Origin of the sequence: Psychrobacillus sp. FSL K6-2843 (genome assembly GCF_038626375.1) — a bacterium.
Classification (GTDB): domain Bacteria; phylum Bacillota; class Bacilli; order Bacillales_A; family Planococcaceae; genus Psychrobacillus; species Psychrobacillus faecigallinarum.
In genome coordinates this window covers 894,080-919,197 of sequence record NZ_CP152021.1, presented here as the reverse complement: position 1 = coordinate 919,197, position 25,118 = coordinate 894,080, and the positions used below count along the sequence as shown (strand labels likewise).

Below are 25,118 nucleotides of genomic sequence, written 5' to 3'. Positions count from 1 at the left end.
CGAGAAAAAACTCGACTGCTTAAATATTACTTAAGATTATTCATATCTCAAAGCCTCACTAGGATTCATACGTGCAGCTTTTAAGGCAGGATAAATTCCAAACAAGCTTCCAATTCCAAAAGAAGTATACAGTGCAAGTTTTACTGCCCAAAGCGGTAACACCAATGCGAAAATCTCCACGTTATTGTTCCAGAATTCTATGAACACATAGCCGAGGCCGATCCCTACCGCTCCTCCTAAGATACAAAGCAACAAGGTCTCAAAGAAGAACTGCATCAAAATTTCAAAGGTAGTTGCACCGAGCGCCTTTCTAATACCGATTTCCTTTGTTCTTTCTCTAACAGACATGACCATTACATTCATAATACCAGTCCCACTAATTACCAATGCAGTTGCAGTGATACCAAACAGCATAACCTGTAAAATAGTAGTTACCTTCCCTAATGCTCCAAGCATTTGCTCCTGCTTTACGACGCTGAAGTCTATTTCTGAATGATTGGTCTTAATTGCACCAAACACCGCACTATCCACTCGATCAACCGCTCCCACACTAGATGCTTCTACAATGATTTTGGTTAAATTTTTCATATCGGTAGTTTCAAGAGCAGTTTGAATAGGAATAACGACATTATTGTCAGTACTAGAGCCAAGAGTGGCGTTTGGCGCCAATACACCTATGACCTCATACGTTTCTTCATTTATCGTGATGGTTTGACCAACCAACGTAGAAAGTTCCTCTGCAGAGGCGCTCTCTCCTAGAATCTTGTTCATTATTCGCTTCCACCAGGGCTCTGGCTCCACTTTGGTATCCTCCGGAGACTCTCCTTCCGTGGTAGACACTTCCTTATCAAGAAGAGTCTTATGTATGTTGTTACCCAGCACGATTACCCTTGCCTTTGCATCCTGCTCCTCTTGTGTAAAGAAACGACCTTCCGACAGCTCTGCATGCTGAACGCGCAAGAATTGATCAGTTGTCCCGACCATTGAAGACTGAGCACTTTTTTCTCCATACTTCACCACATTAATAGTTTCTAAAATAGGAGTAACAGTTTTAACTTCTTCGGCCTCTGCCACCGCTTCGGCATCCTCATATGTAAGTGTGCTAGGCACGCTAGTCAATCCGCTAAGTAAATCCTTCTCACCAGTTGTGGTGTCTAGAAGCCGTCCTGGCATTACGAGAATCTGCTCTGCCCCAAGACTACCCATCTGCTTCATCAATGTATCTTTGACCCCGATGGCAATCGCAGTTAAAACAATAACAGCAAACATACCAATGACCACGCCCATCATGGCCGACAATACTCGAAAGCGATTAGACCATAAACCAAAGCAGGCTAGTTTAAACGAAGTAAGTAGTTTCATACGAGCACCCCGTTCTGCAGCTGTAAAACACGTTGAGCACGAGAAGCCACTTCCATGTCATGTGTAATAACAATAAGAGTCGCTCCTTTTTCATGCACACGGTCAAACAGATTTAAAATGCTTTCGGTGGTTTCTTCATCTAAGCTCCCTGTCGGCTCATCTGCAAGTATAAGCGATGGTTCATTGACCAAAGCCCTTGCAATAGCAACCCGTTGCTTTTCACCACCAGATAATTGGTCAGGCTTTTGGTTTTTCTTATCCAGGATGCCCATTTCTTCTAGCATTGCAAGAACTCTTGCTTTCTTCCTTTTAAATCTTTTCTTCCCATATGTTAAGGGAAGTAACACATTTTGATAAACTGACAAGTTTGGGATGAGCTGAAAATGCTGAAACACAAATCCAATCTCCTCGTTTCTAAGTCTTGCACGACGAGCCTTTCCCATTTTATGTACAGATTTTCCAGCTAGTTCATATATTCCTTTATCTAATAAATCCAATGTCCCTAATAGATTGAGCATTGTACTCTTGCCTGAGCCCGACTTCCCCATAATAGCTACATATTCTCCTTGCTCTACTCGGAGATTCATCCCACGCAATATTTCCAACTGCTTAGTTCCTGATCGATATTTCTTTTGCACATCACGTAGTTCAATCATCTTGCATCCCTCATTTCTTACACCCATAAGCATCCTCAATCCCCCTCCCAAGATTCGACAAACCTAGTTGAAATCCTTTATTTAATGGAGAAAATGACTCTATACTCCCATAATAAAAAAAGTGTATATGAGATTTTGACTGTTCAAGAGCAGCTTTCTTTAGGTTTTATCTCTCCCTAAACCCTCAGTCTAATTTATATGGATATAAACAATAAGAATAAATAATATTGTTTTCACTCTGTAGGTAAAAAATAAAGAGGTTATGCAAACATATAAATTTGCATAACCTCTTTTTAATTATAGCCACAGCTTAGGGTGTATTTTTTTTTTCAGAAAGAAATGTATCGCTTGGAGATAATTTAACTTCAAGTGCTCGAAAAACATATTGGCTCACTGCCATGTTCATATAATTTTTCACATTCGTATAGATTGATCCACAGAAATAGTTTTCCAAAGGCAGTCGGGGAAAATGCCATTATGGAACTTGCCAATAAAGCTGCTGCTGTTGTCGTTTTAAATACATTCCTCTTTAAAAAAATCCTTCCTGATATGTACCATTTTTTCTACTTACTTGCATTAACACGCTTCGGTTACTTATTAACGTGGTTGTCTTTAATGGATGGCCAGAGTTTATTCAATATTTCTCCCCTCTCTTTAAAATTTTTTGCTCATCTGTTGATGCTCTGCCATAAACAAATACCGTTAGACTCTAAAATAGTCGAAATCATTTAAACATGGAAGAATGTTAATATTTTTGAATTTTTAGAAGAAAAAGACATACCTTAATAGTATAATAGCTATACGAACTAGTGATTTATCCTTATGTTTTGCAAAAAAATAATTTCATGGAGGTAAGAGAATGCAAATGGTTTGGTTGAGTTCTAAAACAACGGTGCCTAGAGCTATGGCTGAAGCTGTTGAAAGAGAACGGTTATATGAATTACTTCGCAACAATCAAGCAAAAAAAATCACCGTTGTTCAAGCTCCAGCAGGCTATGGTAAAACAACTTTATTAAGCCAATGGTTTAGTTATTCAACCGAACCTGTTGCATGGATTTCCTTAAATACCTCGGATAATGATCCAATTCGATTTTGGAAATATGTCATTCATACAACATCTAATATCACTCAAAGCAATATGTATAATACTCTTTCCTCTTTGCTCCAATCCCAGGATCCTTCTACTTTAGAATTTTTAATTGACTCATTTTTATACGAAATGAGTCAATTCAAACACAGAATATGTATCGTATTGGAAGACTATCATTTAATTGAAAATGATGTTATTCATCAAATGCTCGTTCAATTAATTGAAAACTTACCTGACAACGTTCACATTTATCTAACTACTCGCATTAATCTACCCCTTCCTATCGCCAAATGGCGCGTTAAATCTTGTCTTTGGGAGATCGATACGCAGCAGCTATGTTTTACCTTCGAAGAATTAAAACAGTTTTATGAAAATAAAAACCTCTTTTACAAGGAAGATAAATTACTTTCTCATGTGTTAAATACAACAGAAGGCTGGGCGGCCGGAATCCAATTAACAAGTATTTCGAAGATCGCATCCTCAAAAAATGCTTTAATAGTTGATAGAACTGATCATTTGCAGCCCTCTATAACTGATTTTTTATTGCAGGAGATTCTGAATACGCTCCCTTCATCAATACAGGACTTTCTTCTTCGTACCTCTTTGTTACAATCATTAGAGCCAGAAATTTGTAATATCCTAACGAATCGAACGGATAGTTATACAGTGCTAATAGAGCTTGAAAAAAAGGGCATATTTACTGTCCGATTAAATTCTAACCAACCATTATTTCGATATCATCATTTATTTGCCGAAGCTTTACAAATTGAACTAAGACATCGTTATTCTAAGGAAATCGTTTCGTCGATAAATCTGGGGGCTGCAACACTTCTGCATAACAAAGGGGATTTTATAGCTGCGATTGAAATAGCTTTAAATGAAAGTGAATATGAACTTGCTGAATCGTGGATAATAGAACATCTTGTAGATATATTTCAGACCGGCCAAACCGCTACCTTTGCAAGGTGGGTAAAAATTTTACGTAGTAATCATTACGATGCTAATTTTGAAATACTCGTTATGTATATAATCACATTAATATCTACATTTGAAATAGTAGAGGCTGGTCTACTTATTTATGAGTTGGATGAAAAACAACGTATAGGCCAATGGATGGACCAAGAGAAAAATAGAGGAATTGCAGATATTTTTGTTACAGTGAAGGCGTATGGTCTTATTGGAATGGGTAAGGATATTGAACAAGCGACAGAAATAATTCAAAAACAATTAGAAAAAGGAATTGTTGGTTCTAGATGGGACCATATTCCAATGCAATATAACTTATTTGAACATAAGATTTTGCGCACGAGCATTGGATCTAAAGGTAAATTTTGGTCTTGGGAGAAATCCATTCCATTCGCCAAGTTATTTCGAGAAACAGAATTCAAAGATAAAAGTATGACCGCTTTTAGCTACGGGGTTTCCGCAGAAACAATGTATGAAAAAAACTATATAGATGCAGCTCAATCCGAATTAGAAGTGGCTATAAAATATGGACATAGCTTACAAGATCCAGGATTATTTATACCTATGTATGTATTAAAAGCACAGATTTACGTCCTAAATAAAAACTTTATAGCAGCTCATGCATTATTAGATAATGTGATGGATTTGGTAAGTGAGAAGCATTGGTGGAATATATTGCGCACGATGAAAGCACGATGTTATCTACTTGAAGGAGATATGTTACGCACGGAAGTCGAGTTGAGAAAAGCGGAGTCGAAACAACCTTTTTGGTTACTCGCGCATGTTCGCTTTTTATTAGCAAAAGCAAAGTTAGAAGAAGCTCTAAAGACAATAATCCAGGTAAAAACGAAAGCATTACAGGAAGAGCAAGTATCTACTATTATAGAAGCTACTATGTTAGAGGCAATATGTGAAATGGAGATGGGGCATAAAGACAGTGCTGTAAAAGCATTGCATGAAGCATTAAGCCATGGCTCAAATTATGGATATGTCCGAACTTTCGTGGATGAAGAAGCCTGTTTAAATCTGTTAAAAGCTTATTTAAAAATACGCCAAAAGAATAAAAAAATATCTTGGAATTCAGTGCCGTTGAGCTACGTAGAACTTCTAATAGAAAATTCAAGGGTAGCGGACAATGTATTAGATACACTCACACCACGAGAAATGGAAGTTTTTAATCTGCTTGTAGATGGTACAACCAATCGCGAAATTGCAAAAAAGCTTTTTCTAACAGAAGGAACCGTTCGTGTATACTTGACAACTATTTACAGTAAGCTTGGTGTCACTTCTAGAGCAAAGGCGATATTACTGAAGTAACTATTTATATTTGTCACGCAATGCAAATTTTTCTATAGCAAATATCACTCACCTCTTTTGTCTCTATTTTTACCTTTAATTTACTTTTTTATATTTCTTTTTGTATTTTTTATGGTAAAATTAACACTTGTTTTACATAAAAAGGAGAGAGAAACTATGAAAAAGCTAGTTGTATCATTATTAACCTTCACTTTATTATTAGTAGGGCTGACCACACCTGCTATGGCACACCCAGGGCGTACAGATTCAAACGGTGGACACACTTGTCGGACAAATTGTGGAAAATGGGGGTTAAATTATGGTGAGTATCATTATCATAATGGCGGCACGTCCAAGAAGCCAGCGACTAACAAGACTACTAAAAGCAACACAAGTAATACTGTGAATAGCCAAAAGAATATAGTATCCATCGATCCTTACACAGAAGCTGAGGCACTAATAAAACAAGCAGAAAGCTACGCTGGGTCACTTAAATGGGAAACTTCTTACGATTATAGAGCAACAAAATATTCTAATAACCCAATTAGTCAAATTGATATGAAGCTTTACAACAATACTAAAAAAGCTATCACGGCTGCAAGAGCTAATTCAAACGTTACTTTATATAATGATTTAGAAGAGAGACTGAAGAAAGTAACAGAGATTTACCTAAGAACTCAGGCATATATCGATGCTATTAACTCGGGAGAAAAACTGTTAAATCAATTTCAAGATTATCAATCACTCAATAAACTTGATTCAAACGGTGAGAAAACAAAACAAGCATATGTAGCATTTCAAAAGCAAACACAAAAAACTAATACAATGATTTATCGCGTTTATGGGAAAAGTACACGCGAAGCAATGCTTAAAAAGTTTAATATAACTAACTAGCATCGTTTTTAACAAAAAAATGTCCCTGCGAAGATTAAATCTTACAGGGACATTTTTAAAATCATTTAATATATCGTTAAAGTCTTTTTTCCGTTATTCGCTCTATGTCGATTTGCAATCCAATCTCATAGCCACCAAGATCAAACGTTATGTCAAAATTTCTATACTTCCTGCAATTCCCCTGTCTCTTCTTGCTTTTCCTTTTTAAAGAAGTAACCGATCACCGCACCGATAAGTCCTGTCACGATCCAGCCAGCTCCACTTGTAAATAAAGGAATAAAACCAAATACGTTATTAAGCGCTTCCACAGCAATGTTTGCTTCTTTAAGCGCATCTGTAATTGCTACCATACCAACTCCGATAATAGTACCTACATAAACCGAACGTGATCCCTTGAACCAGCTATCTGTAAAAATAAGTATTATTAACGCAATGGCAATTGGATAGAGTAACATTAATATTGGAGAAGCCATTGTTAATATTTTTGTTAATCCAAAGTTTGTGATGATCAAGCTTCCAAGTGAGAAGATTATTAACCATTTTTTATAGGAAACTTTCGGAATAATGCGTTCGAAGTATTCTGCAACAGCAGCTAAACATGCTACATTTGTTGTAATACCTGTTAAGAAAATAACTATTCCAATTAAATAAATACCGATTTGTCCAAATAACGCCTTAGAAGCAAGCGCAATCAGTTCTCCACCATTTGTTGTATAACCAACAGCATCCACACTAGTTGCACCTATCCATGACATAGACACCTGCAGAAGAACTAGTCCCACCACAGTGATGAGGCCTGCCTTAATGAATACTTTGGATACTTCTTTTTTTGAACGAATTCCCAAAGCATCAATCGATTTAATGAAAATTCCACCAAACACAAATGCAGCTAGCACATCCATAGTAAAGTAACCTTGAGTAAAACCCTTCAGAAATGCATCGCTAGCAGTTTCGTAGCCCTTTCCTTCTATCGGTCCGTATACAGAACCCATTGGAGTAAAAATAGATTTTGCAACAATGATCACTAAAAGAGTTGCAAAAACAGGTGTGATCAACTTCCCTAATCTATCAACAAATTTAGTAGTTTCCCATGATAGGTAAACCGTTAAAGCGATAAAAATAATAGAAAAGATAAGTAAAAACAAACCAATTTGACTACTGTCGGCGATCAGCTGTTTTATAGCAATCTCATAGACAACTGACGTAGTTCTTGGAATAACGTATATTGGCCCTAAAGTTAGGAATAATAACACCGAGAAAACAATAGCAAATTTAGGAGAGACACGACTTGCAAGTTTTTCTACAGTGCCTCCACCCTTTGTAAGTGCAATAATTGCCAACAAAACTAACCCTACCCCTGTTACCAAGAAACCTGCCATAGCAATCGGCGTATTTGTACCTGCTTGTTGCCCTAGAACTGGAGCAAAAATTACATTACCAGCTCCCAAGAACATGGCGAATAACATAAACCCAATGGCTACAATTTGAAAAAACGATAATTTTTTTTCCATTTATTTTCTCCCTTTTTTTAAAAACTTTTAAACAAAAGATATTTTAATATAATTATATAGCGAAACCTTCCGCATAAATATCTGCGTCTTGTAGGATAAATTTGTGCTCGCCAGTGATCCAAGCAGACCCCTTAATTGCTGGAATAATAGCTTCCATTTCTGCAACCTTTGTTTTCCCTAAAACTTTTCCTTCAAATGTAGAACCTATAATACTTTCTTGAATAATAGATGCACCAGTCTCTAAATTCAATGCTGCCATTTTTGCACAGGTTCCCGTTCCACAAGGAGAACGGTCGATTTGTCCATCTCCAAAAACAACTACGTTTTTATAGTGGTTGTCACTAATCTTGTCAGTAATTTCGATTAGATCCACTGTTCGGATATTGGGAATAGTCGGGTGCTCAATGTTTATATTTTTATTAATATAATCTCTAGCCTCTGTAGCCAGCTCTATTATTCTATGTTTATCAGACAAATCAATTTTGACCCCTAAATCAGAGGAATTTATTATTCCAAAAAAACTTCCTCCGAATGCTATGTCCACTGAAACATTTCCAATTTCTTTTAAGTCTATGGACAAGCCTTTATGTAGGATAAATGCAGGCACATTCGTAAATTCTACGCTTTCCACTCGTTCTCCATTGAAGCTCACTCTGCATTCTATTATTCCTGATGGAGTATCCACATAAACAAGTTCTTTTTTGGGAATAATACCTTTAGTCAAGCACATCGTTACAGTGCCAATAGTCCCATGACCGCACATATTTAAGTATGATCCACTATCCATAAAAATTATTCCAATATCACATTTCTTGTTTGTAGGATCTGTCAAAATGGAACCAAACATATCCTTATGTCCCCTTGGCTCATTCATCAACAACTTGCGAATATGGTCATAGTTTTTCTTAACATATTCCTTTTTTTCCATCATCGTTTTCCCAATAATCTTTGGAAAACCGTTGATAACTATACGTGTAGCTTCTCCCATAGTATGTGTATCGATTGTTTCAATGCTTAAAACATACTGTTCCATACTATTCCTCCTTCACAAAAATTTTTTACATAATTAAAAACATATATTATTTTATATCTTTTGAAAAGTATAATGAATTCATATATTTCTTATAAAATAATTATTTATATATAACAAAGCCTGTGGGTTAGCGGTTTAATCAACAAATATTCTAAAAATAAATAAGAGAAATTTATTGTTTTTTTAATTTCTGTGATATAATGCTTTGGAAATTATTTCACCAAAATAAGGGAGAGGTTTTAGATGGCATTACGTGACTTTTTTATCGCTTTATCAGAAAACCGCACACTAAATAGTGCAGCTCAAAAATATGGTTTAAAAATGGGAGCCCAAAGCGTTGTTGCGGGAACTAACATTCAAGAAACAATCGCAAGTATTAAAGAGTTAAACAAACAAGGAATCTCTTGCACGGTTGATAACCTAGGCGAGTTCGTATATGAAAAGTCTGAGGCTACTGCGGCTAAGGAGCAAATTCTCGAAGTGATTAAAGCAATTCACGAAAACGGAGTGGATGCGCATATCTCTCTAAAGCCTTCTCAACTGGGCTTAGATATTGAGCGTGATTTCTGCTATCAAAATTTAAAAGAAATTGTCGCTCTTGCTGACGAATACAATATTTTTGTTAACTTCGATATGGAAAACTATGACCGTTTACATCCTTCTTTTGAATTGATGGAGGAGTTGAACGAAGAGCATAAAAACGTGGGAACTGTAATTCAAGCATACTTCCATGAGTCCGATGAAAATATTGAAAAATATAAAAACTATCGTTTAAGAATTGTTAAAGGCGCTTATAAAGAGCCTGCTAACATCGCATATCAGGACAAAGCGGAAATTGACCAGAAGTTTATTGAATTGATTGAGTATCATTTACTAAATGGCAAATTTACATCTATCGCAACACATGACCATAACGTTATTGATCATGTAAAGCAATTTGTAAAAGTTAATAACATTCCTAATGATAAATTTGAGTTCCAGATGCTATACGGCTTCCGTAAGGACATGCAGCTACAGCTAGCAAAAGAAGGATATAATTTCTGTACTTATGTTCCTTTTGGTCGTGATTGGTATGGATACTTCATGCGCCGTCTAGCTGAACGCCCACAAAATTTAACCCTTGTGACCAAGCAGGTCTTCACTAAAAAAACAAACACAGTTATTGGATTAGCTGCTGCTGCATTCCTAGCTGGACGTTTAACAAAACGCAAATAAGAGAAGTACAAGCATCTATTTCTGCATCTGCAATCAGATGGGTATAGCTATATTCTCTTATCCTAAAAAAACTGGACCTCCTCTTTACAGGTGGTCCAGTTTTTTATTCACTATATTCTTTTTCTTCCACTGCTTTCATCCTCTTCATGCGATATTGCAAACTTTGACGCTTTATCCCTAGCGCTTTAGCAGTCTGAGAGACATTGCCCTTGAAGAAACTCAACGCATTTAAAATATAATAATCTTCAACTTCTCGAATATATTGGTCGAGTGGTCGGAGATCCTTTTCCGATTGAACGATAAATAAATCGGTATCTGTATGCTGGTCTTTCGGATTAATCTCCTGTGTCTTCCAACGAAAATAAATCGGTAACATATCCTTCGTTATATATTCTTCTGTAGATATGAGGGAGGCAATCTCGTCGAGTAGTACCTCCAGCTCCTTTAGATTTCCAGGCCAGTCGTAAGATAAAAAGATTTGTTCAACGTCTGCTTCAAGTCCCTTCACAATACAACCAACATTTTGCCGAAGTCTAGAAAGGTAATCGACCACAAAGGGCATAATATCCTCCTTTCGTTCACGAAGTGATGGAATCTGTATCGTGATGGTAGAAAAGAAATAATATAACCTCTTAGAAAGCTTACCAGTACTGATAAGTTCAATTGGATCGTCACCAATACTCGCAATAAAAACATGATTCTTTTTCTCATGTTGTTTAAGCATCTTCACGATTTTTTCTTGAGCATCCATTGATAAATATTCAATTCGCTCGGCAAAAAAAGTAATATTAGATAGCTCAGTTACATACTTTTCAAGCTGAGCTATGACAGTTGCCTCATCTCTTCTACAAATCAGCGTAATGAACTGGGAGTTTGGTTCAGATAATGCATGATGGATTCCTTCAGCAATCATATCTTTCCCTGTACCCGATTCACCGATTAGCATAACAGGGATTCGATTAGCTGCCGCCACCTTTGCTGTTGAAATAACATTTCTCATTACCTCCGAAACTGCAGTAATCGTTTCAAACATGAGTGGCTGTCCATATCTACGAAGCGGCTGATACATCATAAATTCTTGTGCTGAAATATCCCTCGCAAACTCTACTACTCCTAAAATATGACCATCATTCTCTATCGGTAAGATATTACGAATGGTAGTGATTTCTTGTCCCTTTTCATTCCAAAAGGTCTTCTTCTGATTTTTGATGGACTGTCCACTTTGAAGAACTTGTTGTAGAATGCTCTCTTCCATTCCAAACTGAATAATCTCTTTGGCGATACGCTTCTCCGCTTCTTCGTTAGTTAGTCCCTCCAGCTCTTTCATTTTTTGATTGTAGACAACAGGTCTGCCTTGTATATCGATTGCACGAATTCCGTTATCACTCATTTCTGTGATAAATTCATATATTTGGAGTAGGTGTTTATGCTCCACTGGATTCACAGCTCCTTTACTCATAGATATGGATAAAGCAAATATGTATGAAAATTAGACAGTATATAAACAAAGTATAGTATTTAAGTGACCAAAAACTACAACTGTTCTAAATTTATTAAAGTTTTCTAAATTTAATAGTTGAATTATGCCAAATGTTATTGCATTATTATATATATACTTTTCGCAAAAGTGCAAAATGAGTTTGCACCTTTTCACTTAGGAGGATAAAAATTGATTTCTTATAAACATGAACCATTCACAGATTTTACAGTTAATACAAACACTGAAGCATATAAAGCAGCTCTAGAGCTTGTGAAAAATCAATTAGGAAATCATTATCCTTTAGTTATAAATGGTGAAAGAATAACTACCGAACAAAAGATAAATTCATATAATCCAGCCAAGAAATCTGAGCTAATCGGATCTGTTTCAAAGGCAACTCAAGAATTAGCTGAAAAAGCAATGACGTCTGCTTACTCAACTTTTCAGGAGTGGCAATACATATCTGCAGAGGTTCGTGCAAATATTTTATTCAAAGCTGCAGCAATCATTCGTCGTCGCAAGCATGAATTTTCTGCTTGGTTAACCTATGAAGCCGGAAAACCATGGAATGAAGCAGATGCTGATACTGCTGAAGCAATCGACTTTTTAGAATATTATGGACGTCAGATGTTAACTATCAAGGACGGACAACCAGTAGAAAGCCGTCCCGGTGAAAGAAATCGCTATGATTATATTCCGTTAGGTGTGGGCGTTATTATCTCCCCTTGGAATTTCCCATTTGCCATTATGGCTGGCACTACAGTGGCAGCTGTTGTAACTGGTAACACAGTTCTATTAAAACCTGCCTCTACTACCCCTGTTATTGCGTACAAATTTGTAGAAGTGTTAGAAGAGGCAGGACTTCCTGCAGGTGTAGTGAACTTCATTCCAGGATCTGGTGCAGAGGTCGGGGATTATCTAGTCGATCACCCACTTACTCGCTTTATTAGCTTCACTGGATCACGTGACGTGGGTCTTCGTATCAACCAACGAGCATCTGTTGTAAATGAAGGTCAAATTTGGATTAAGCGCGTCATTGCTGAAATGGGCGGAAAAGATACCATTGTAGTAGACAAGGAAGCAGATCTAGAATTAGCAGCAGACTCTATCGTCAAATCAGCTTTTGGTTTTAGTGGTCAAAAATGCTCCGCTTGTTCTCGAGCAGTTATAGTCGAAGATGTATACGACGAAATCGTGAAACGAGTCGAAGAAAAAACAAAGGCGTTACATGTTGGAAGTCCACTGGATCCAACAAACTATACAGGCCCAGTTATTGACCAGGCTGCCTTTAACAAAATTACAGACTATATTGAAATCGGAAAGCAAGAAGGACGCCTAATTGCTGGTGGTACCGCTGACCAATCAGAAGGGTACTTCGTACATCCAACAGTATTTGCAGACGTTTCGGTTGATGCACGAATCATGAAGGAAGAAATCTTCGGACCAGTTGTTGCCATTACGAAAGCAGCTAACTTCGAAGAAGCAATAAAGATTGCTAACGCTACAGACTACGGTCTAACCGGTGCAGTTATCTCTACTAATCGAACGAACATTGAATATGCACGCCAACGCTTCCATGTAGGAAACCTATACTTCAATCGCGGTTGTACAGGTGCTATCGTAGGCTACCAACCTTTCGGAGGCTTTAATATGTCTGGAACAGACTCTAAAGCCGGTGGTCCCGACTACTTACAGCTTCATGTGCAAGCAAAAACTACCTCCGAAGCTCTATAATACTTCTATATTTAATAGGAAGAAACTCTTTTTATGGCCTGCAACCTTGCAGGCCTTTTAAATACACAAAAACTCACTTTATTATAACAGAATTACCACACATACAATATATAATCCATTTTATAACAAGAGTATTGCAGGTGCCTGGCACCTGCAATACTCTTGTTATATTTCTACACTGCATTTAACTAATAACCGAGGTGAAGAATATCTCCTATATGTGAATTTTAGAACCCTACTTCTACTTTCAATTTAATAAAGAAATTACCGAGAACAATTGTATAATTAAAGGTAAATAATAAGGTGTAACGGCTTGTAATAAATAGTGATGGGAGGTATACGTAGTTGCAGCTAAACTCGTACACAAGCAGATGGAACAATAAAAATTGGACAGTCGTTGGTGACAGTAACACGGAGCTCAATTGGGCCGGTGAAATAAAATATTCCGGCTACATCTCTGAAAATCTTGGGTTAAAAGTACAAAACTTGGGAAAAAGTGGATCTGGGTGGTTCAATACTTGGAAGGCTGGTTACGAGGCATTCTACCTAAGATTAGATGAGGTAGATAAAGAGGCAGATTTAATCACCTTCTTAGGAGGAGGTAATGATTATGCTGAAACGGAGAAGTCCTTTGTTTTAGGTACTTTAGGTGATACTGATCCCGTCTCTTCCTTTTATGGTGCATTAGATCACACTATCAGCACAGCTATCAATATGTTCCCAAACGCAACCATCGCTACATTCACCCAGTTTAGACGCGATGTGGGACAGCCCACTAACCCTCAGCTGGAAGCAATGGTGAGAGCTGAGTTAGAAGTAACTGCAAAATACGGAACCCCTTGCTTTAATCTTTATCACCAAGCCAATCAATATCCATGGCTAACTTGGTACCGTGAGCGTTATATGATCGATGGTATTCATCTAAATGATGCTGGTCACAAGAAACTAGCCTTTAAAATGATTCCTTTTATAGAAGGACTATAGAAAAAGCTCCCAGATTCGGGAGCTTTTTATTCTTGATATTCGATTGTCGTAAAATAATTGTAGATTGTCGTAAAATTCGTGTTGATTGTAGTAAAATTCGTGTTGATTGTAGTAAAATAGGTCTCGATTGTCGTAAAACAAGCCAAAATTGTCGTAAAACAACTAAAATGACTGAGTATTAGACAAAAAAGACAACCCATTCAACTAAAATCTTTAACTTTTCCAAGAAAATCTCCAAACCCGATTAGGAACTTTACACAAACCAACTATTAACACGAACGACAAAATTCCAGCAACTAAAGACAACATCATGTAGCTAGTTTGCGCAGCGATTACACCGGACAATCCACCACCTGAGACACCGGCCAGTGCAACCCATACATCCACCGAACCCTGTCTTTTAGCTCTCGTCGCAGGCACAGTAGAATCTACTATCAAAGCGGTGCTACTAATTAAACCAAAGTTCCATCCTAAACCTAACAACGCTAATGCCAAAATGAGCATCCCTAAGGAATCTCCGGGAGCAAACGCAGCCACAATCCCTGCTGCAAGCAAAGTAAAACCGGAAGCAACACCCACTGCCATTCGTCCAAAGCGATCTACAAGCATTCCTGTAACCAGTGAAGGCAAATACATTGCCGCCACATGAAATCCAATCACTAAACCGACAGCATTTAAATCATGCCCATGATGCCTCATATGAACAGGTGTCATCGTCATTATGGAAACCATCACGACTTGAGTGATAACCATAATCGCAGCTCCAGTATAAATACCCCTTTTATCCTCTACTTGCTCCTCTAAATCGTTACTAGCACTCACATCTGCCTTATGCTTGTTAATAGCAGTCGAAATAACTAAAGGATCTGGTCTCAATAAAATTAAAAGAACAGCTCCAGCTAAAATGTAAGCAGCCGCTGCCAATATAAAAGGACCTGCAAGAGATGGAACTCCTATAGAAGTAGCAAATTCACCCATCACCCCAACTAAATTGGGACCTGCAAACGCGCCTAAAGTGGTAGATACCATCGCCACACTAATTGCCGTTCCTCGTTGCTTTGCACTAGCTAAATCCGTACCAGCATACCTTGCCTGTAAATTCGTTGCAGACCCAGCGCCATATATTAAAAGTGATACAAACAGCAATACAATACTTTCACTCAGAGAAGCGATAACTACCCCTATAGCTCCTATACCACCAACGATAAACCCAGAAGACAAGCCATACCTCCTACCAAAACGCTGAGACATTCTCCCAACGATTAACGCTGCTCCAGCTGACCCTAATGTAAATAACGCTGTAGGCACTCCTGCATAGCTATCCGTCCCTAGCATATCCTGAGCAATCAAAGCACCCACTGTGATTCCAGCCGCAAGCCCTGCTCCTCCGAATATCTGTGACAAAACGACAATCCATAGAGTTCTTTTATAAAGTCTCTGTATTTCTTCTGGAGAATCTATGTATTTCTTAATTTCTGTAGAACTATTTCCCTTTAATATGACCCTTCACTCCCATCTTCCACAATACTATGCTTTACGTTTATTCCTTAATCCTATCAGCCAGCTGTATAGCAAGATACCAACTAAAGCACCGGCGCTATCAATCCATACATCCTTCACTTGTGCCCCTCTTCCAGGTACAAACAGTTGATGCAGCTCATCACTAATCGCATAAATGCCACAAATCAAGAACGCTAACCCAATATCTTTCTTGTTCCAAAATTTGCTCAACCTTAATGCACGTACTACCAATATTCCTAAAAGGAAATAAATAAAAAAATGTGCATTCTTTCGTACAAAATGATGAGAGTTCTCCATAAACAAATCCGAATCAGGAGCTGCCATCTCCACTATCGATAAAAACATTTCCGTGACTCCTAAGCTTAACTCTTTTGAATCCGCAGCTGGTTGACTGGAGAAAAAGAAAATCAAAACCATCCATAAAATCACCGCAACATAAGAAAGAATTTTAGACATTTATACTCACCTTGCACTTTCTAGCTACTCCTTATCTTAAACAGGAGAAACCTAATAAAAGCAGCTAAAGAGTGAACTTCAGCTGCTCCACTATAAATATTACATATTTTTGTAAACACCCGTACGTAGCAAAGCTTGTCTTAATGAACTATAAGTAGAAATATTCCCGAAGTCCAATCCTAATTGGACAGAAGTTTGAGCAACCTCTGGGCTAATACCTGATACAAATGGCTGAATGCCTAGTAAGCTTAAAATCTCCATAAATTTGAACAACTCATTTGCGACCATCGTATCTATAATCGGTACTGCGGAAATATCGATAAATAGCTTATCTATACCAAGTTCTATACACTTTTGTGGTATTTCATCAGTTAGAGACTTCGCACGATATGTATCAATATCCCCAACGATCGGCAATACACCAACCTTTTCTAAAATAGGGATAATTGGACTGCTCAATTCTCGGATTAGCGTTTGCTGTGCATTAAAACGAGTATTAGAAAGAAGATAATAGCGTTTAGAAAACTCAAAAATTAACCGATCGAAAGATATATTATAGACAGAGCTCCATTTCAATATATCACCATGAGTAATGCTATCTGTTTTTTCATTCACAAAAGATTCTACAAAACTCCAAATGGTCTCCCTAGTTTTATTGAGTGCTTCAATTACATTATGAATGGCTATACTATTTTCAACTCTATTTTTCGCAACATTTTCTGCCCAAATGTCTAAAAGTTCAGGAAAGGAATTTTCACCCTCCCATAAAGCACTAGCTACCGTTCTAATAGTTAGCGCATGCTGTTCTTGAAGTATCACATCTATCTGAGGGTTCGGATTATTCGAGTAAAAAGGATCTGTAAACTTTCTTTTTTCCTCAAACCACTGTTTGGTAATATTTTGAGAGTTTTCAATTAAATAACTATAAAGTTGCTGGTTAATAGAAGACAAATGCTTCCCTTCTTTCTATCTAATTAATAGTAAGTAACTCTATTATAAATCCTTCAGAAGGAAAAAGGTATTTTATTCTATATTTTCTACATTATTTGAATAATATTATCACCGCAAGAAATATGAAAAAAGCAGCCGAATGTAAATTCGGCTGCTAGAGTACTCTATATTATTTTGAAAATCTTCCTTTAAAGTCCATTGTGCTGCATTTTTCCATTGGAAGCTTAACACTTTTGCCTTCTGCAGCTGATTTATAAATTGCTAACACTAGCTCAAGTGCGTTTCTACCGTCCACTGCTGTTACATAAGGATCTCTGTCATTTTTAATCGCATCGATCACATCAGTATATAGTGGGTTATGACCAAAGCCATAAACGGATGGTGGATTTTCGAAGTATTTTGCTTTTACTTCTTCGGAGTTATCCTTGTTATCTGCAAACATCCACTCTTCAATAATATTAACGGATTTACCACCGATTTTAACAGTACCTTCTTCACCAAAAACATAAAGCGTTTCTTCAAGATTTTTAGGGAAGATATTAGTAGTACCTTCAATAATTCCATAGCTTCCGTTTTTAAAGCGAACTAAAGCCATACCAAGGTCTTCTGCCTCGATGAAGCCGTGCATTAAGTTGTCTGTCATACCAACGACTTCTACGATTTCGTCACCCATCATCCAACGTAACAAGTCAATATTATGTATACATTGGTTCATCAACGCGCCGCCATCTTGCTCCCAAGTTCCGCGCCATGGAGCTTGTGTATAATAATCTTCTCCACGGTTCCAACGAATATGAGCAGTTCCGTGAAGTAATCTTCCGAAGCGACCTTCTTCTACAGCTTCTCTCATTTTTTGAACAGATTTATTGAAACGGTTTTGGTGACAAGCACTTACTTTAACGTTTTTCTCTTTAGCTAATGCAATGATTTGATCTGCTTCTTCTAAAGATAAAGCGATTGGCTTCTCAATGATTAGGTTGCTTCCATGTTCAATACAATCTAAAGCGATTTGAGCATGCTTTCCACTTTCTGTACAAATCCCGATTAGCTCAGGAGATTCCTGCTGAAGCATTTCCTTGTAATCAGTATATTTTTTTACTGTTTCCGGAAGCTCGAACATGGATATTGTTGCATCCATTTTGCTCTCATCTACATCACATAATGCCACGATATCTAAATTATTTTCTATAGCTGCAGCAACATGATTAGGAGAGATTCGTCCACACCCGATAATTGCATATTTTAAACTCACTTTCGTGTTCCTCCTTTGGAATACCCAATGTCTATATGCTCTTATGCTACCCAAACACTCAAAGTTATACTCTAAGTGATTATCTTCACATAAAGCCTCCACTATTATATCATAATTCAATCTATAGTTTTATCAACTACATATGAATCAATTATATAATTGATTCATACGAATAATATAGAGGAAACTAAAGAATTATGTCCTTTACCTTGAATATAGTTTATTTTGGCTACAACTGGGCACCTCCCACGGGATAAGTGATAGGCTACCATCGTAGTTCACACGTTGTTTTTAATAGCTTATGCGCCATACTCATCCGGTCTGAGTTAACCATATCGTCTTTCCTCAACATAATGATATATATTTGTATTTTAATGACAAAGTACTATTTGTGAATTTCAAATCATGTATGTAAATGAGTTCAATTTTAAGGAGCCTCGGAAAATTTAATTTCGAAGGCTCCTTTATATTTAAAGGTAAAGTTACATGGAGTTTACTCAATAGATCAATTTATCAGTTAAAATCATACATCTGCCCTTTGATCAGATAGGCAGTGCTTTCTGCTATATTTGTAATATGATCAGCTGTACGTTCTAAGAAACGATTGATGAACAGGAGCTGTACGAGCTGACTCGTGTCTTCTGGGTGTTCACTTAAATAATGTGTGATATTTTGGTAATTAGTCTTGCTGTTAGCATCGACCTGATCATCGAGGTCTGCTACTTCCTTTGCTAGCGTAATATTTTCTTTCACAAAGGATTCTAGTGATTTTTGTAGCATGACTATGGAGACTGTCTTCATCGGCTCGAGTTCTGTCAAATACAATAGGGACGGTCGCTCTCCTATTTTAATAGTTGCCTTTGAAATGTTAACCGCGAAATCAGCAATACGCTCGATATCGCTCGAAATTTTCAAAACACCAATGATTCTGCGTAAGTCACGTGCAAGTGGCTGTTCCTTGGAGATAAACCAAATAGCCATTTGATTTATCTCCTTTTCCATTTCATCTATCGTATTGTCTTTTTCTATTGTTCTCAAAGCAAGCTCAATGTCCTGCGTTTTTAGAGCTTTGTATGATTGCTCCAATTGCTCTTCAGTTATTCGAACCATTTCCGCAAGCTTATTTTCCAGCTCCTGCATATTGTTTTCGAAGTTTTCGCGTATCATTTTCCGTCTCCCATCTTGTTATCCGAAACGTCCAGTTATATAATCTTCTGTTCTTGAATCATTCGGTGTTGAAAAGATAACGTCTGTTTTATCGTACTCAATTACTTCTCCATTTAAGAAGAATGCTGTTTTATCGGAGATTCTGGCAGCCTGCTGCATATTGTGTGTTACGATGACAATCGTGTAGTCTTTTTTCATTTGGGTGATAAGCTCTTCTACCTTCAATGTTGAGATTGGGTCAAGGGCAGAAGTCGGTTCGTCCATTAATATAACATCTGGCTTCATTGCAATAGCACGAGCGATACAAACACGCTGTTGCTGACCACCAGAAAGACCAAGGGCAGAGGTTTTTAGGCGGTCCTTCACCTCATCCCAGATGGCAGCGCCACGAAGACTTTCTTCTACAATTTCGTTTAAAGCCTTCTTGTTTTTAATGCCCTGCATACGTGGACCGTAAGCAACATTGTCATATATACTCATTGGGAACAGGTTAGGCTTTTGAAAAACCATTCCCACTTTCGTACGAAGCTTTATAACATCCTGACTTGCATATATATCCTCTTCATCAATTACAATTTTTCCAGTGATTTTAACTCCATCGATTAAATCATTCATACGGTTTAACGTACGTAGAAAGGTTGATTTCCCACAACCAGAAGGGCCAATCAATGCTGTTACTTCTTTTTCCTGAATACCTAGGGAAACACCGTACAATGCTTGCTTCTCCCCGTAAAATAAATTGAGATCATACACATTGATTTTCGAATGCTCAGTAGTAGTCGTTGACCCAAAGCTCTCAGAGGTAGATTTAAAAAGTAATTTCTTCATGTTGGTCTCCTTCGTTTAATGATTTGCCTTATTGAATTTCTTGGATATATACGTAGCAGATAAGTTAAGTATTAAGATGATCACGATTAACACAATACCAATGGCCGCCGCCAGTTCAATATTTCCTGTCTCCTGAGTAACTAAATAAGAATGCACCGTTAGTGTACGAGCAGAAGAAAAAATACTTTCTGGCATGGCAGCCACTGTACCAGCTGTTAAGAAAATAGCTGCCGATTCGCCCACTATCCGCCCAATGGATAGTATAATTCCCGAAAGAATTCCCGGCATTGCACTCGGTAAAATAATTTTATAAAGAGTCTGCAGCTTGGTTGTCCCAAGTGCCAAAGATCCCTCTCTATAAGTATTAGGCACTGTCTTTAACGCTTCTTCAGTTGTTCGAATAATAACCGGTAATACGATAATGGTTAAGGTTAAAGATGCCGCGATGATAGACATACCCAGCTTCAAGGTTGCAACAAAAAACACCGCTCCGAACAGTCCATATATAATAGAAGGAATCCCTGTTAAGCTCTCAGTCGCATAACGAATTATTTTCACTAGTCGACCTTGTTTCGCATACTCATGTAAGTACACTGCAGCCAAAATCCCGATTGGTGTAGCGATAGCCAACGATATTAAAATTGAATAAACAGTGGTGACGATCATAGGCCAAATGCCTCCTCCACCAGTTGGCGAGTAATCACCGAAGATAAACTCTAAATTGATCAATCGAAAGCCTTTGTAGAATATGTAGCCGACAATTACAACTAGAATGGCAACAGATATAAAGGCCGAAAACCATAAGAGACCTCGGAGAATATTGTCCTTTACCTTGTTCATATTAGTTGCCTCCCCTTGCTGTAATTCTAGCTAGTACGAAATTTAAGATGAGAATAAAGGAGAATAACACTATCCCAGTTGCGAATAGCATTTCCTGATGAGTACCAAACGCATATCCCATCTCCAATGCAATATTCGTAGTTAGCGGACGAACACTGTCTGTAAGACTTGTAGGGATAATCAGACTGTTTCCAGCAACCAATATAACTGCCATTGTCTCCCCGATAGCTCGTCCTAAACCAAGGACGATTGCCGCCATAATCCCGGACTTTGCAGCAGGAACGATTACTTTAAAAATGGTCCCAATATGTGAAACCCCTAGAGCTAAAGAGCCTTCTGTGTAAGATTTGGGAACCGCTCTTATCGATGTCTCTGCCACAGTAACAATAGTAGGAAGCATCATAATAGCAAGCACTAGAATAACAGCTAGTAAGCTTTGCCCTCTCGCAAGACCAAAATTGTCCTGTAATAAAGGAACGATAATCGCGAGTCCGAATACTCCGTATAAAACAGATGGAATACCAGCAAGAAGCTGAATAGCCGGAGAAATGAGCTTGGCTAATCTCTTAGGTGCAATTTCCGCTAGGAAGATGGCTGTAAATAAACCAATCGGAACTCCAATAATTAGTGCACCAAGTGTAGCGAATAGAGATGCTACGATCATTGGAAAAATACCGAATTTATCCTCGCTCGGAACCCAGTCTGTGCCGAAAATAAAATCTATAAAGCTGTAGCCCTCTGCTATAAACGGATAAGAGCCCTTATAAAACACAAAGCCTACAATTAACGCTAAACTCACTACAGATAATAATGCACAAGCAAGGAAAACCTTTGCAGATAAACCTTCTAAAAAATACTTACGTTTATTTGCTTTTTCTATTTCAGTTTGCTTTTCGAATGGTGGTGTAGTCACGCAAGTTTCCTCCCATTTTGTAAATTCAACATATGTTGTTTATTGCAGAATAGGGATAGCACCCGCTTCGGAAACTATTTCCTGTCCATTAGAGCCTAAAATATAATCGATAAATTTCTGTCCTCCTTGCGTTAAATCACCATCTTTGTATACGAACAAAAATGGTCTTGAAAGACTGTATTTGTTGTCTAACACGTTTTGAGCAGTCGGCTCTACTCCGTTTATCTTCATCGGGTAAATCGTTTCATCAATATACTCGAAGGATATAAATCCAACTGCGTGCTTGTTAGTTGCCACAGTAGTCTTTATATTTCCATTTCCACTTGCGACAATCGCATTTCGAATCAATTCACCGGAGGAATAGCCGACAATTTCCTGAAAGGCATCACGGGAGCCTGAGCCATCCTCACGCGATACTACCACAATTTCTAAATCCTCTCCGCCAAGCTGCTTCCAGTTCGTCACTTCACCAGTGAAGATTTGCTTCACCTGCTCCATCGTTAAATCCTGAACCTTATTCGATGGATGTGTAACAATTACAATCCCATCATAGGCAATGATAATTTCCTCTAATTGTGCAGCTTCCTCTTCCTTTAAATCACGAGAACTCATTCCTATTTCAGAAACACCGTTTGTTGCATTCGTAATACCCGCAGATGATCCGATCTGATTGACCTCTATATTGACCGATTCTGTTTCTTCATATTTCACCGCTAACTTCTCTGCCAAAGGTCCGACCGAAGTAGATCCTGATATAGAGATAGTTTGCTTATCGCCACTTGAGTGTTCTGTATCATCACTTCCACAGCCAGTAAGAATCGCCAAGGGAATAACAAGAGAAACGATCGTTTTCTTAAATAACATGGGAAACCTCCAAGAGTTATAGACTTCTATCTACTTTCCATCATAATGTTAATTTTTTAACCCTTTATTAACTGAATGTAAAGGTATTGTAAACTTTCTAAAAATGAATTAAATATATTGTGAATTTATTGAAAATTAAAGTAAACTCATTTACATTGATTTCTACTCTAAACAAGTGAATTATAAAATATAAAGCACACTGATATAGTTTCTCTTAGTTTGCCCTTCAATAAGTGTTCATATGTATAGGGACTGAATAACGTTTGAAACTATATTTCCGCTTGAAATTAAAGCCAAATGGAGTTCTAGACCGTCTAATAGTTGATAGAAAATAAGGAGGTGTTTTAAATTTTAAATTTAGTGAATAAAGCTCAAAAAGGTAATGACAACGCATTTTTGACATTATTTCAAAAGTATGAAAATGACATTTACAGAGTAGCTTTTGTATATGTGAAAAATCAAAATGATGCCCTTGATGTTGTTCAAGAAACAGCATATCAGTCCTTTAAATCAATAAAAAATCTAAAAGAACCTAAATATTTTAAAACTTGGTTGATAAGAATTGCGATAAACTGTGCACTTGATTTACTTAGAAAACAGAAAAATATTCTTCCTCTAAATTCCGAATTTGAAAACTTTATAGCAGGAGATTTTAACGAAGATATATTTGAAGAAATAACGTTAAATGAGTTAATCGAATGTTTAAATGAAGACGAAAAAAGTGTAATTATTTTAAGGTTCTATGATGATTTAACTATAAAAGAAGTATCTAAAACTTTGGAAATTCCTTTAGGTACAACAAAGACTATTTTGTATAGAGCCTTAAATAAACTTCGAAAAAATTTGGAAGGAGATCATATATATGAGCAATAAAATTAAACAAGAAATGAGTAAAATAGAAATACCAAAAGAAATTAGTGAAAGAAGTAAATTAGGAATTTCAAAAGTGAAATCAGAAAGAGGTAAACATAAATTTAAGCGCTCTTTTATAATTGCACCAGCGATAGTAGCTTCATTAGCAATAGGTATTTTTACTTCAAGTTACTTTACAAATGACTCAGTACCGGAAAATCCTATAATAAAAACAATGGAATACAGCAGTAGCTTTGATTTGTCGGACACTCCTCGCCTTATTGGTTGGGCAGACAATGTATTCATTGGAAAAGTTATAAAACAATCTGGTACTAAATCATTGGGTGGTATCCCCGAAACTCAATTTGAAGTAGAAGTTACAGATAACATTAAAGGTGATCTTGAAGAAACCATAATAGTGAATCAACAAGGTGGATACACAAAAGAAGAATTAATATTAGTAGAAAATGATCCACTACTTAAAGAGGGACAATTATATTTATTTGTTACAAAGTATCTGCAAGAAGAAAATTGGTATACCTTAGTACCCGTGTATGGGGACATTTTAATTAATAATAATGATGAAAAAAATAATCTAATCCAAGAATATAAAATAGAGTATGAAAATGAAATACCGTTTGGGAATTAGCGAATAAAAGAGATTGGCTGCTGCAAGGTAGCCAATCTCTTTTTGGGTTTCCAAATTTTCTAATCAGAAATCAACATATTTAATACATGGACCGCCAGTATTGAAATAAAGGTGTTTTACTGGATAAATGATTTTAAAATTAAAAAGACTATAGACAATTTCAAATTTTTTGTTTTTGTCTGCAGTCTGCCCATATAATTGCATATGATAAAGGTCTAAACCCTTTCGTTAATAATTTTCAAATTGGCCATTCCTTCTTAAATCACTTACTTTCTTCAAACTTGTTACATGCGCTCTACCCAGAACTCTCGATATGCTATCCTTTTTAGTAACATCACATATCGAACATATGTAACCGAGCCATTCTTCTGTAAACGGTTTACTACGGTTTTCGTGGAAACTTGAATTATATTTCATTCGATAGTTTGATAACGTGTATTCAAACTCATTTAACATATAAGATTTAGTCAAATGAATCACCCTTTCTAATAAACTTGATGGATATAATGAAGTAGTATTCACCTTCCTTTCGCTTTTAACACTGCTTGCGTTGCTTTCGCTAATAGGTCTGATTGTCCTTGAATATTCAATAATTTGTTGTACT

The 25,118-nt window shown here is 37.0% G+C and carries 22 protein-coding genes and 1 pseudogene; 9 read left to right on the top strand and 14 right to left on the bottom strand.

All coding sequences use genetic code 11. From position 1 onward, the window contains the following. Window positions 1-36 precede the first annotated feature (36 nt). Both MKY94_RS04580 and MKY94_RS04575 read right to left on the bottom strand, forming a co-directional pair. Window positions 37-1,362: an ABC transporter permease gene (locus MKY94_RS04580; RefSeq protein WP_144537323.1), complete on the bottom strand. Its 1,326-nt coding sequence runs from the start codon at window positions 1,360-1,362 to the stop codon at window positions 37-39. Next, entirely contained in the window at window positions 1,359-2,051 is a 693-nt protein-coding gene (locus MKY94_RS04575) for an ABC transporter ATP-binding protein (protein ID WP_342578111.1), read from the bottom strand. The genes MKY94_RS04580 and MKY94_RS04575 overlap by 4 nt, the downstream gene beginning before the upstream one ends. Before the next feature lie 444 nt (window positions 2,052-2,495). Between MKY94_RS04575 and MKY94_RS04570 the strand changes: the two genes are divergently transcribed. From MKY94_RS04570 to MKY94_RS04555, 4 genes and pseudogenes are all read left to right on the top strand, one after another. After that, window positions 2,496-2,750, top strand: a complete 255-nt coding sequence (locus tag MKY94_RS04570; RefSeq protein ID WP_342578110.1) for a hypothetical protein — start codon at window positions 2,496-2,498, stop codon at window positions 2,748-2,750. Between the two features lie 127 nt (window positions 2,751-2,877). Beyond that, window positions 2,878-5,391: a LuxR C-terminal-related transcriptional regulator gene (locus tag MKY94_RS04565; RefSeq protein WP_342578109.1), complete on the top strand. Its 2,514-nt coding sequence runs from the start codon at window positions 2,878-2,880 to the stop codon at window positions 5,389-5,391. Between the two features lie 111 nt (window positions 5,392-5,502). Next, window positions 5,503-5,712 (top strand): annotated as a pseudogene (locus MKY94_RS04560) (YHYH domain-containing protein); the annotation flags it as partial. 60 nt (window positions 5,713-5,772) lie between these two features. Next, complete coding sequence (locus MKY94_RS04555) at window positions 5,773-6,264, top strand: hypothetical protein (RefSeq protein WP_318245390.1); 492 nt, start codon at window positions 5,773-5,775, stop codon at window positions 6,262-6,264. Window positions 6,265-6,425: 161 nt separating this feature from the next. On the opposite strand, the gene brnQ is transcribed toward MKY94_RS04555, so the two are convergent. Together brnQ and MKY94_RS04545 are read right to left on the bottom strand one after the other, a co-directional pair. After that, window positions 6,426-7,775 carry a branched-chain amino acid transport system II carrier protein gene (brnQ, locus tag MKY94_RS04550; protein ID WP_191696579.1) on the bottom strand — a complete coding sequence of 450 codons (1,350 nt, stop codon included), beginning with the start codon at window positions 7,773-7,775 and terminating at the stop codon, window positions 6,426-6,428. Window positions 7,776-7,827: 52 nt separating this feature from the next. Then, complete coding sequence (locus MKY94_RS04545) at window positions 7,828-8,808, bottom strand: proline racemase family protein (protein ID WP_191696580.1); 981 nt, start codon at window positions 8,806-8,808, stop codon at window positions 7,828-7,830. A gap of 243 nt (window positions 8,809-9,051) precedes the next feature. On the opposite strand from MKY94_RS04545, the gene MKY94_RS04540 reads away from it, so the two are divergent. Beyond that, complete coding sequence (locus tag MKY94_RS04540) at window positions 9,052-10,023, top strand: proline dehydrogenase family protein (RefSeq protein WP_191696581.1); 972 nt, start codon at window positions 9,052-9,054, stop codon at window positions 10,021-10,023. Between the two features lie 103 nt (window positions 10,024-10,126). Here MKY94_RS04540 and MKY94_RS04535 read toward each other — a convergent pair whose 3' ends face one another. Then, window positions 10,127-11,458, bottom strand: a complete 1,332-nt coding sequence (locus MKY94_RS04535; RefSeq protein WP_342578108.1) for a sigma 54-interacting transcriptional regulator — start codon at window positions 11,456-11,458, stop codon at window positions 10,127-10,129. Window positions 11,459-11,692: 234 nt separating this feature from the next. Here MKY94_RS04535 and pruA point away from each other — a divergent pair, with 234 nt between their 5' ends. Both pruA and MKY94_RS04525 read left to right on the top strand, forming a co-directional pair. After that, entirely contained in the window at window positions 11,693-13,237 is a 1,545-nt protein-coding gene (pruA, locus tag MKY94_RS04530) for an L-glutamate gamma-semialdehyde dehydrogenase (RefSeq protein WP_191696583.1), read from the top strand. A 345-nt stretch (window positions 13,238-13,582) separates the two neighbouring features. Further along, window positions 13,583-14,221, top strand: a complete 639-nt coding sequence (locus MKY94_RS04525; RefSeq protein WP_342578107.1) for an SGNH/GDSL hydrolase family protein — start codon at window positions 13,583-13,585, stop codon at window positions 14,219-14,221. A gap of 213 nt (window positions 14,222-14,434) precedes the next feature. Here the strand turns inward: MKY94_RS04525 and MKY94_RS04520 are convergent, their stop codons facing one another. The 9 genes from MKY94_RS04520 to MKY94_RS04480 form a co-directional block, all read right to left on the bottom strand. After that, on the bottom strand, window positions 14,435-15,721 hold the full coding sequence (locus tag MKY94_RS04520; RefSeq protein WP_342578657.1) for an MFS transporter: 1,287 nt from the start codon (window positions 15,719-15,721) through the stop codon (window positions 14,435-14,437). A gap of 27 nt (window positions 15,722-15,748) precedes the next feature. Continuing rightward, the gene (locus MKY94_RS04515; RefSeq protein ID WP_342578106.1) at window positions 15,749-16,198 is read right to left on the bottom strand and encodes a VanZ family protein; all 450 of its coding nucleotides are present in this window, start codon (window positions 16,196-16,198) and stop codon (window positions 15,749-15,751) included. A 99-nt stretch (window positions 16,199-16,297) separates the two neighbouring features. Further along, entirely contained in the window at window positions 16,298-17,149 is an 852-nt protein-coding gene (locus MKY94_RS04510; protein WP_154311380.1) for an STAS domain-containing protein, read from the bottom strand. 169 nt (window positions 17,150-17,318) lie between these two features. Continuing rightward, window positions 17,319-18,401 carry a Gfo/Idh/MocA family oxidoreductase gene (locus tag MKY94_RS04505; protein WP_144537298.1) on the bottom strand — a complete coding sequence of 361 codons (1,083 nt, stop codon included), beginning with the start codon at window positions 18,399-18,401 and terminating at the stop codon, window positions 17,319-17,321. Between the two features lie 513 nt (window positions 18,402-18,914). Beyond that, window positions 18,915-19,568 carry a phosphate signaling complex protein PhoU gene (gene phoU, locus MKY94_RS04500; protein WP_144537296.1) on the bottom strand — a complete coding sequence of 218 codons (654 nt, stop codon included), beginning with the start codon at window positions 19,566-19,568 and terminating at the stop codon, window positions 18,915-18,917. A gap of 18 nt (window positions 19,569-19,586) precedes the next feature. Further along, entirely contained in the window at window positions 19,587-20,396 is an 810-nt protein-coding gene (gene pstB, locus MKY94_RS04495) for a phosphate ABC transporter ATP-binding protein PstB (protein ID WP_151111126.1), read from the bottom strand. A 15-nt stretch (window positions 20,397-20,411) separates the two neighbouring features. Next, the gene (pstA, locus tag MKY94_RS04490) at window positions 20,412-21,236 is read right to left on the bottom strand and encodes a phosphate ABC transporter permease PstA (protein ID WP_144537293.1); all 825 of its coding nucleotides are present in this window, start codon (window positions 21,234-21,236) and stop codon (window positions 20,412-20,414) included. Window position 21,237: 1 nt separating this feature from the next. Beyond that, complete coding sequence (gene pstC / locus MKY94_RS04485) at window positions 21,238-22,149, bottom strand: phosphate ABC transporter permease subunit PstC (protein ID WP_144537291.1); 912 nt, start codon at window positions 22,147-22,149, stop codon at window positions 21,238-21,240. Window positions 22,150-22,188: 39 nt separating this feature from the next. Beyond that, complete coding sequence (locus MKY94_RS04480) at window positions 22,189-23,013, bottom strand: phosphate ABC transporter substrate-binding protein (protein ID WP_144537289.1); 825 nt, start codon at window positions 23,011-23,013, stop codon at window positions 22,189-22,191. Window positions 23,014-23,373: 360 nt separating this feature from the next. Here MKY94_RS04480 and MKY94_RS04475 point away from each other — a divergent pair, with 360 nt between their 5' ends. Both MKY94_RS04475 and MKY94_RS04470 read left to right on the top strand, forming a co-directional pair. Next, window positions 23,374-23,886 carry a sigma-70 family RNA polymerase sigma factor gene (locus tag MKY94_RS04475; RefSeq protein ID WP_229653935.1) on the top strand — a complete coding sequence of 171 codons (513 nt, stop codon included), beginning with the start codon at window positions 23,374-23,376 and terminating at the stop codon, window positions 23,884-23,886. Then, a complete protein-coding gene (locus MKY94_RS04470; protein WP_342578105.1) occupies window positions 23,876-24,514 on the top strand; it encodes a hypothetical protein in 639 nt (212 codons plus the stop codon). Before MKY94_RS04475 ends, MKY94_RS04470 begins: the two co-directional genes overlap by 11 nt. The last annotated feature ends 604 nt before the right edge of the window (window positions 24,515-25,118 follow it).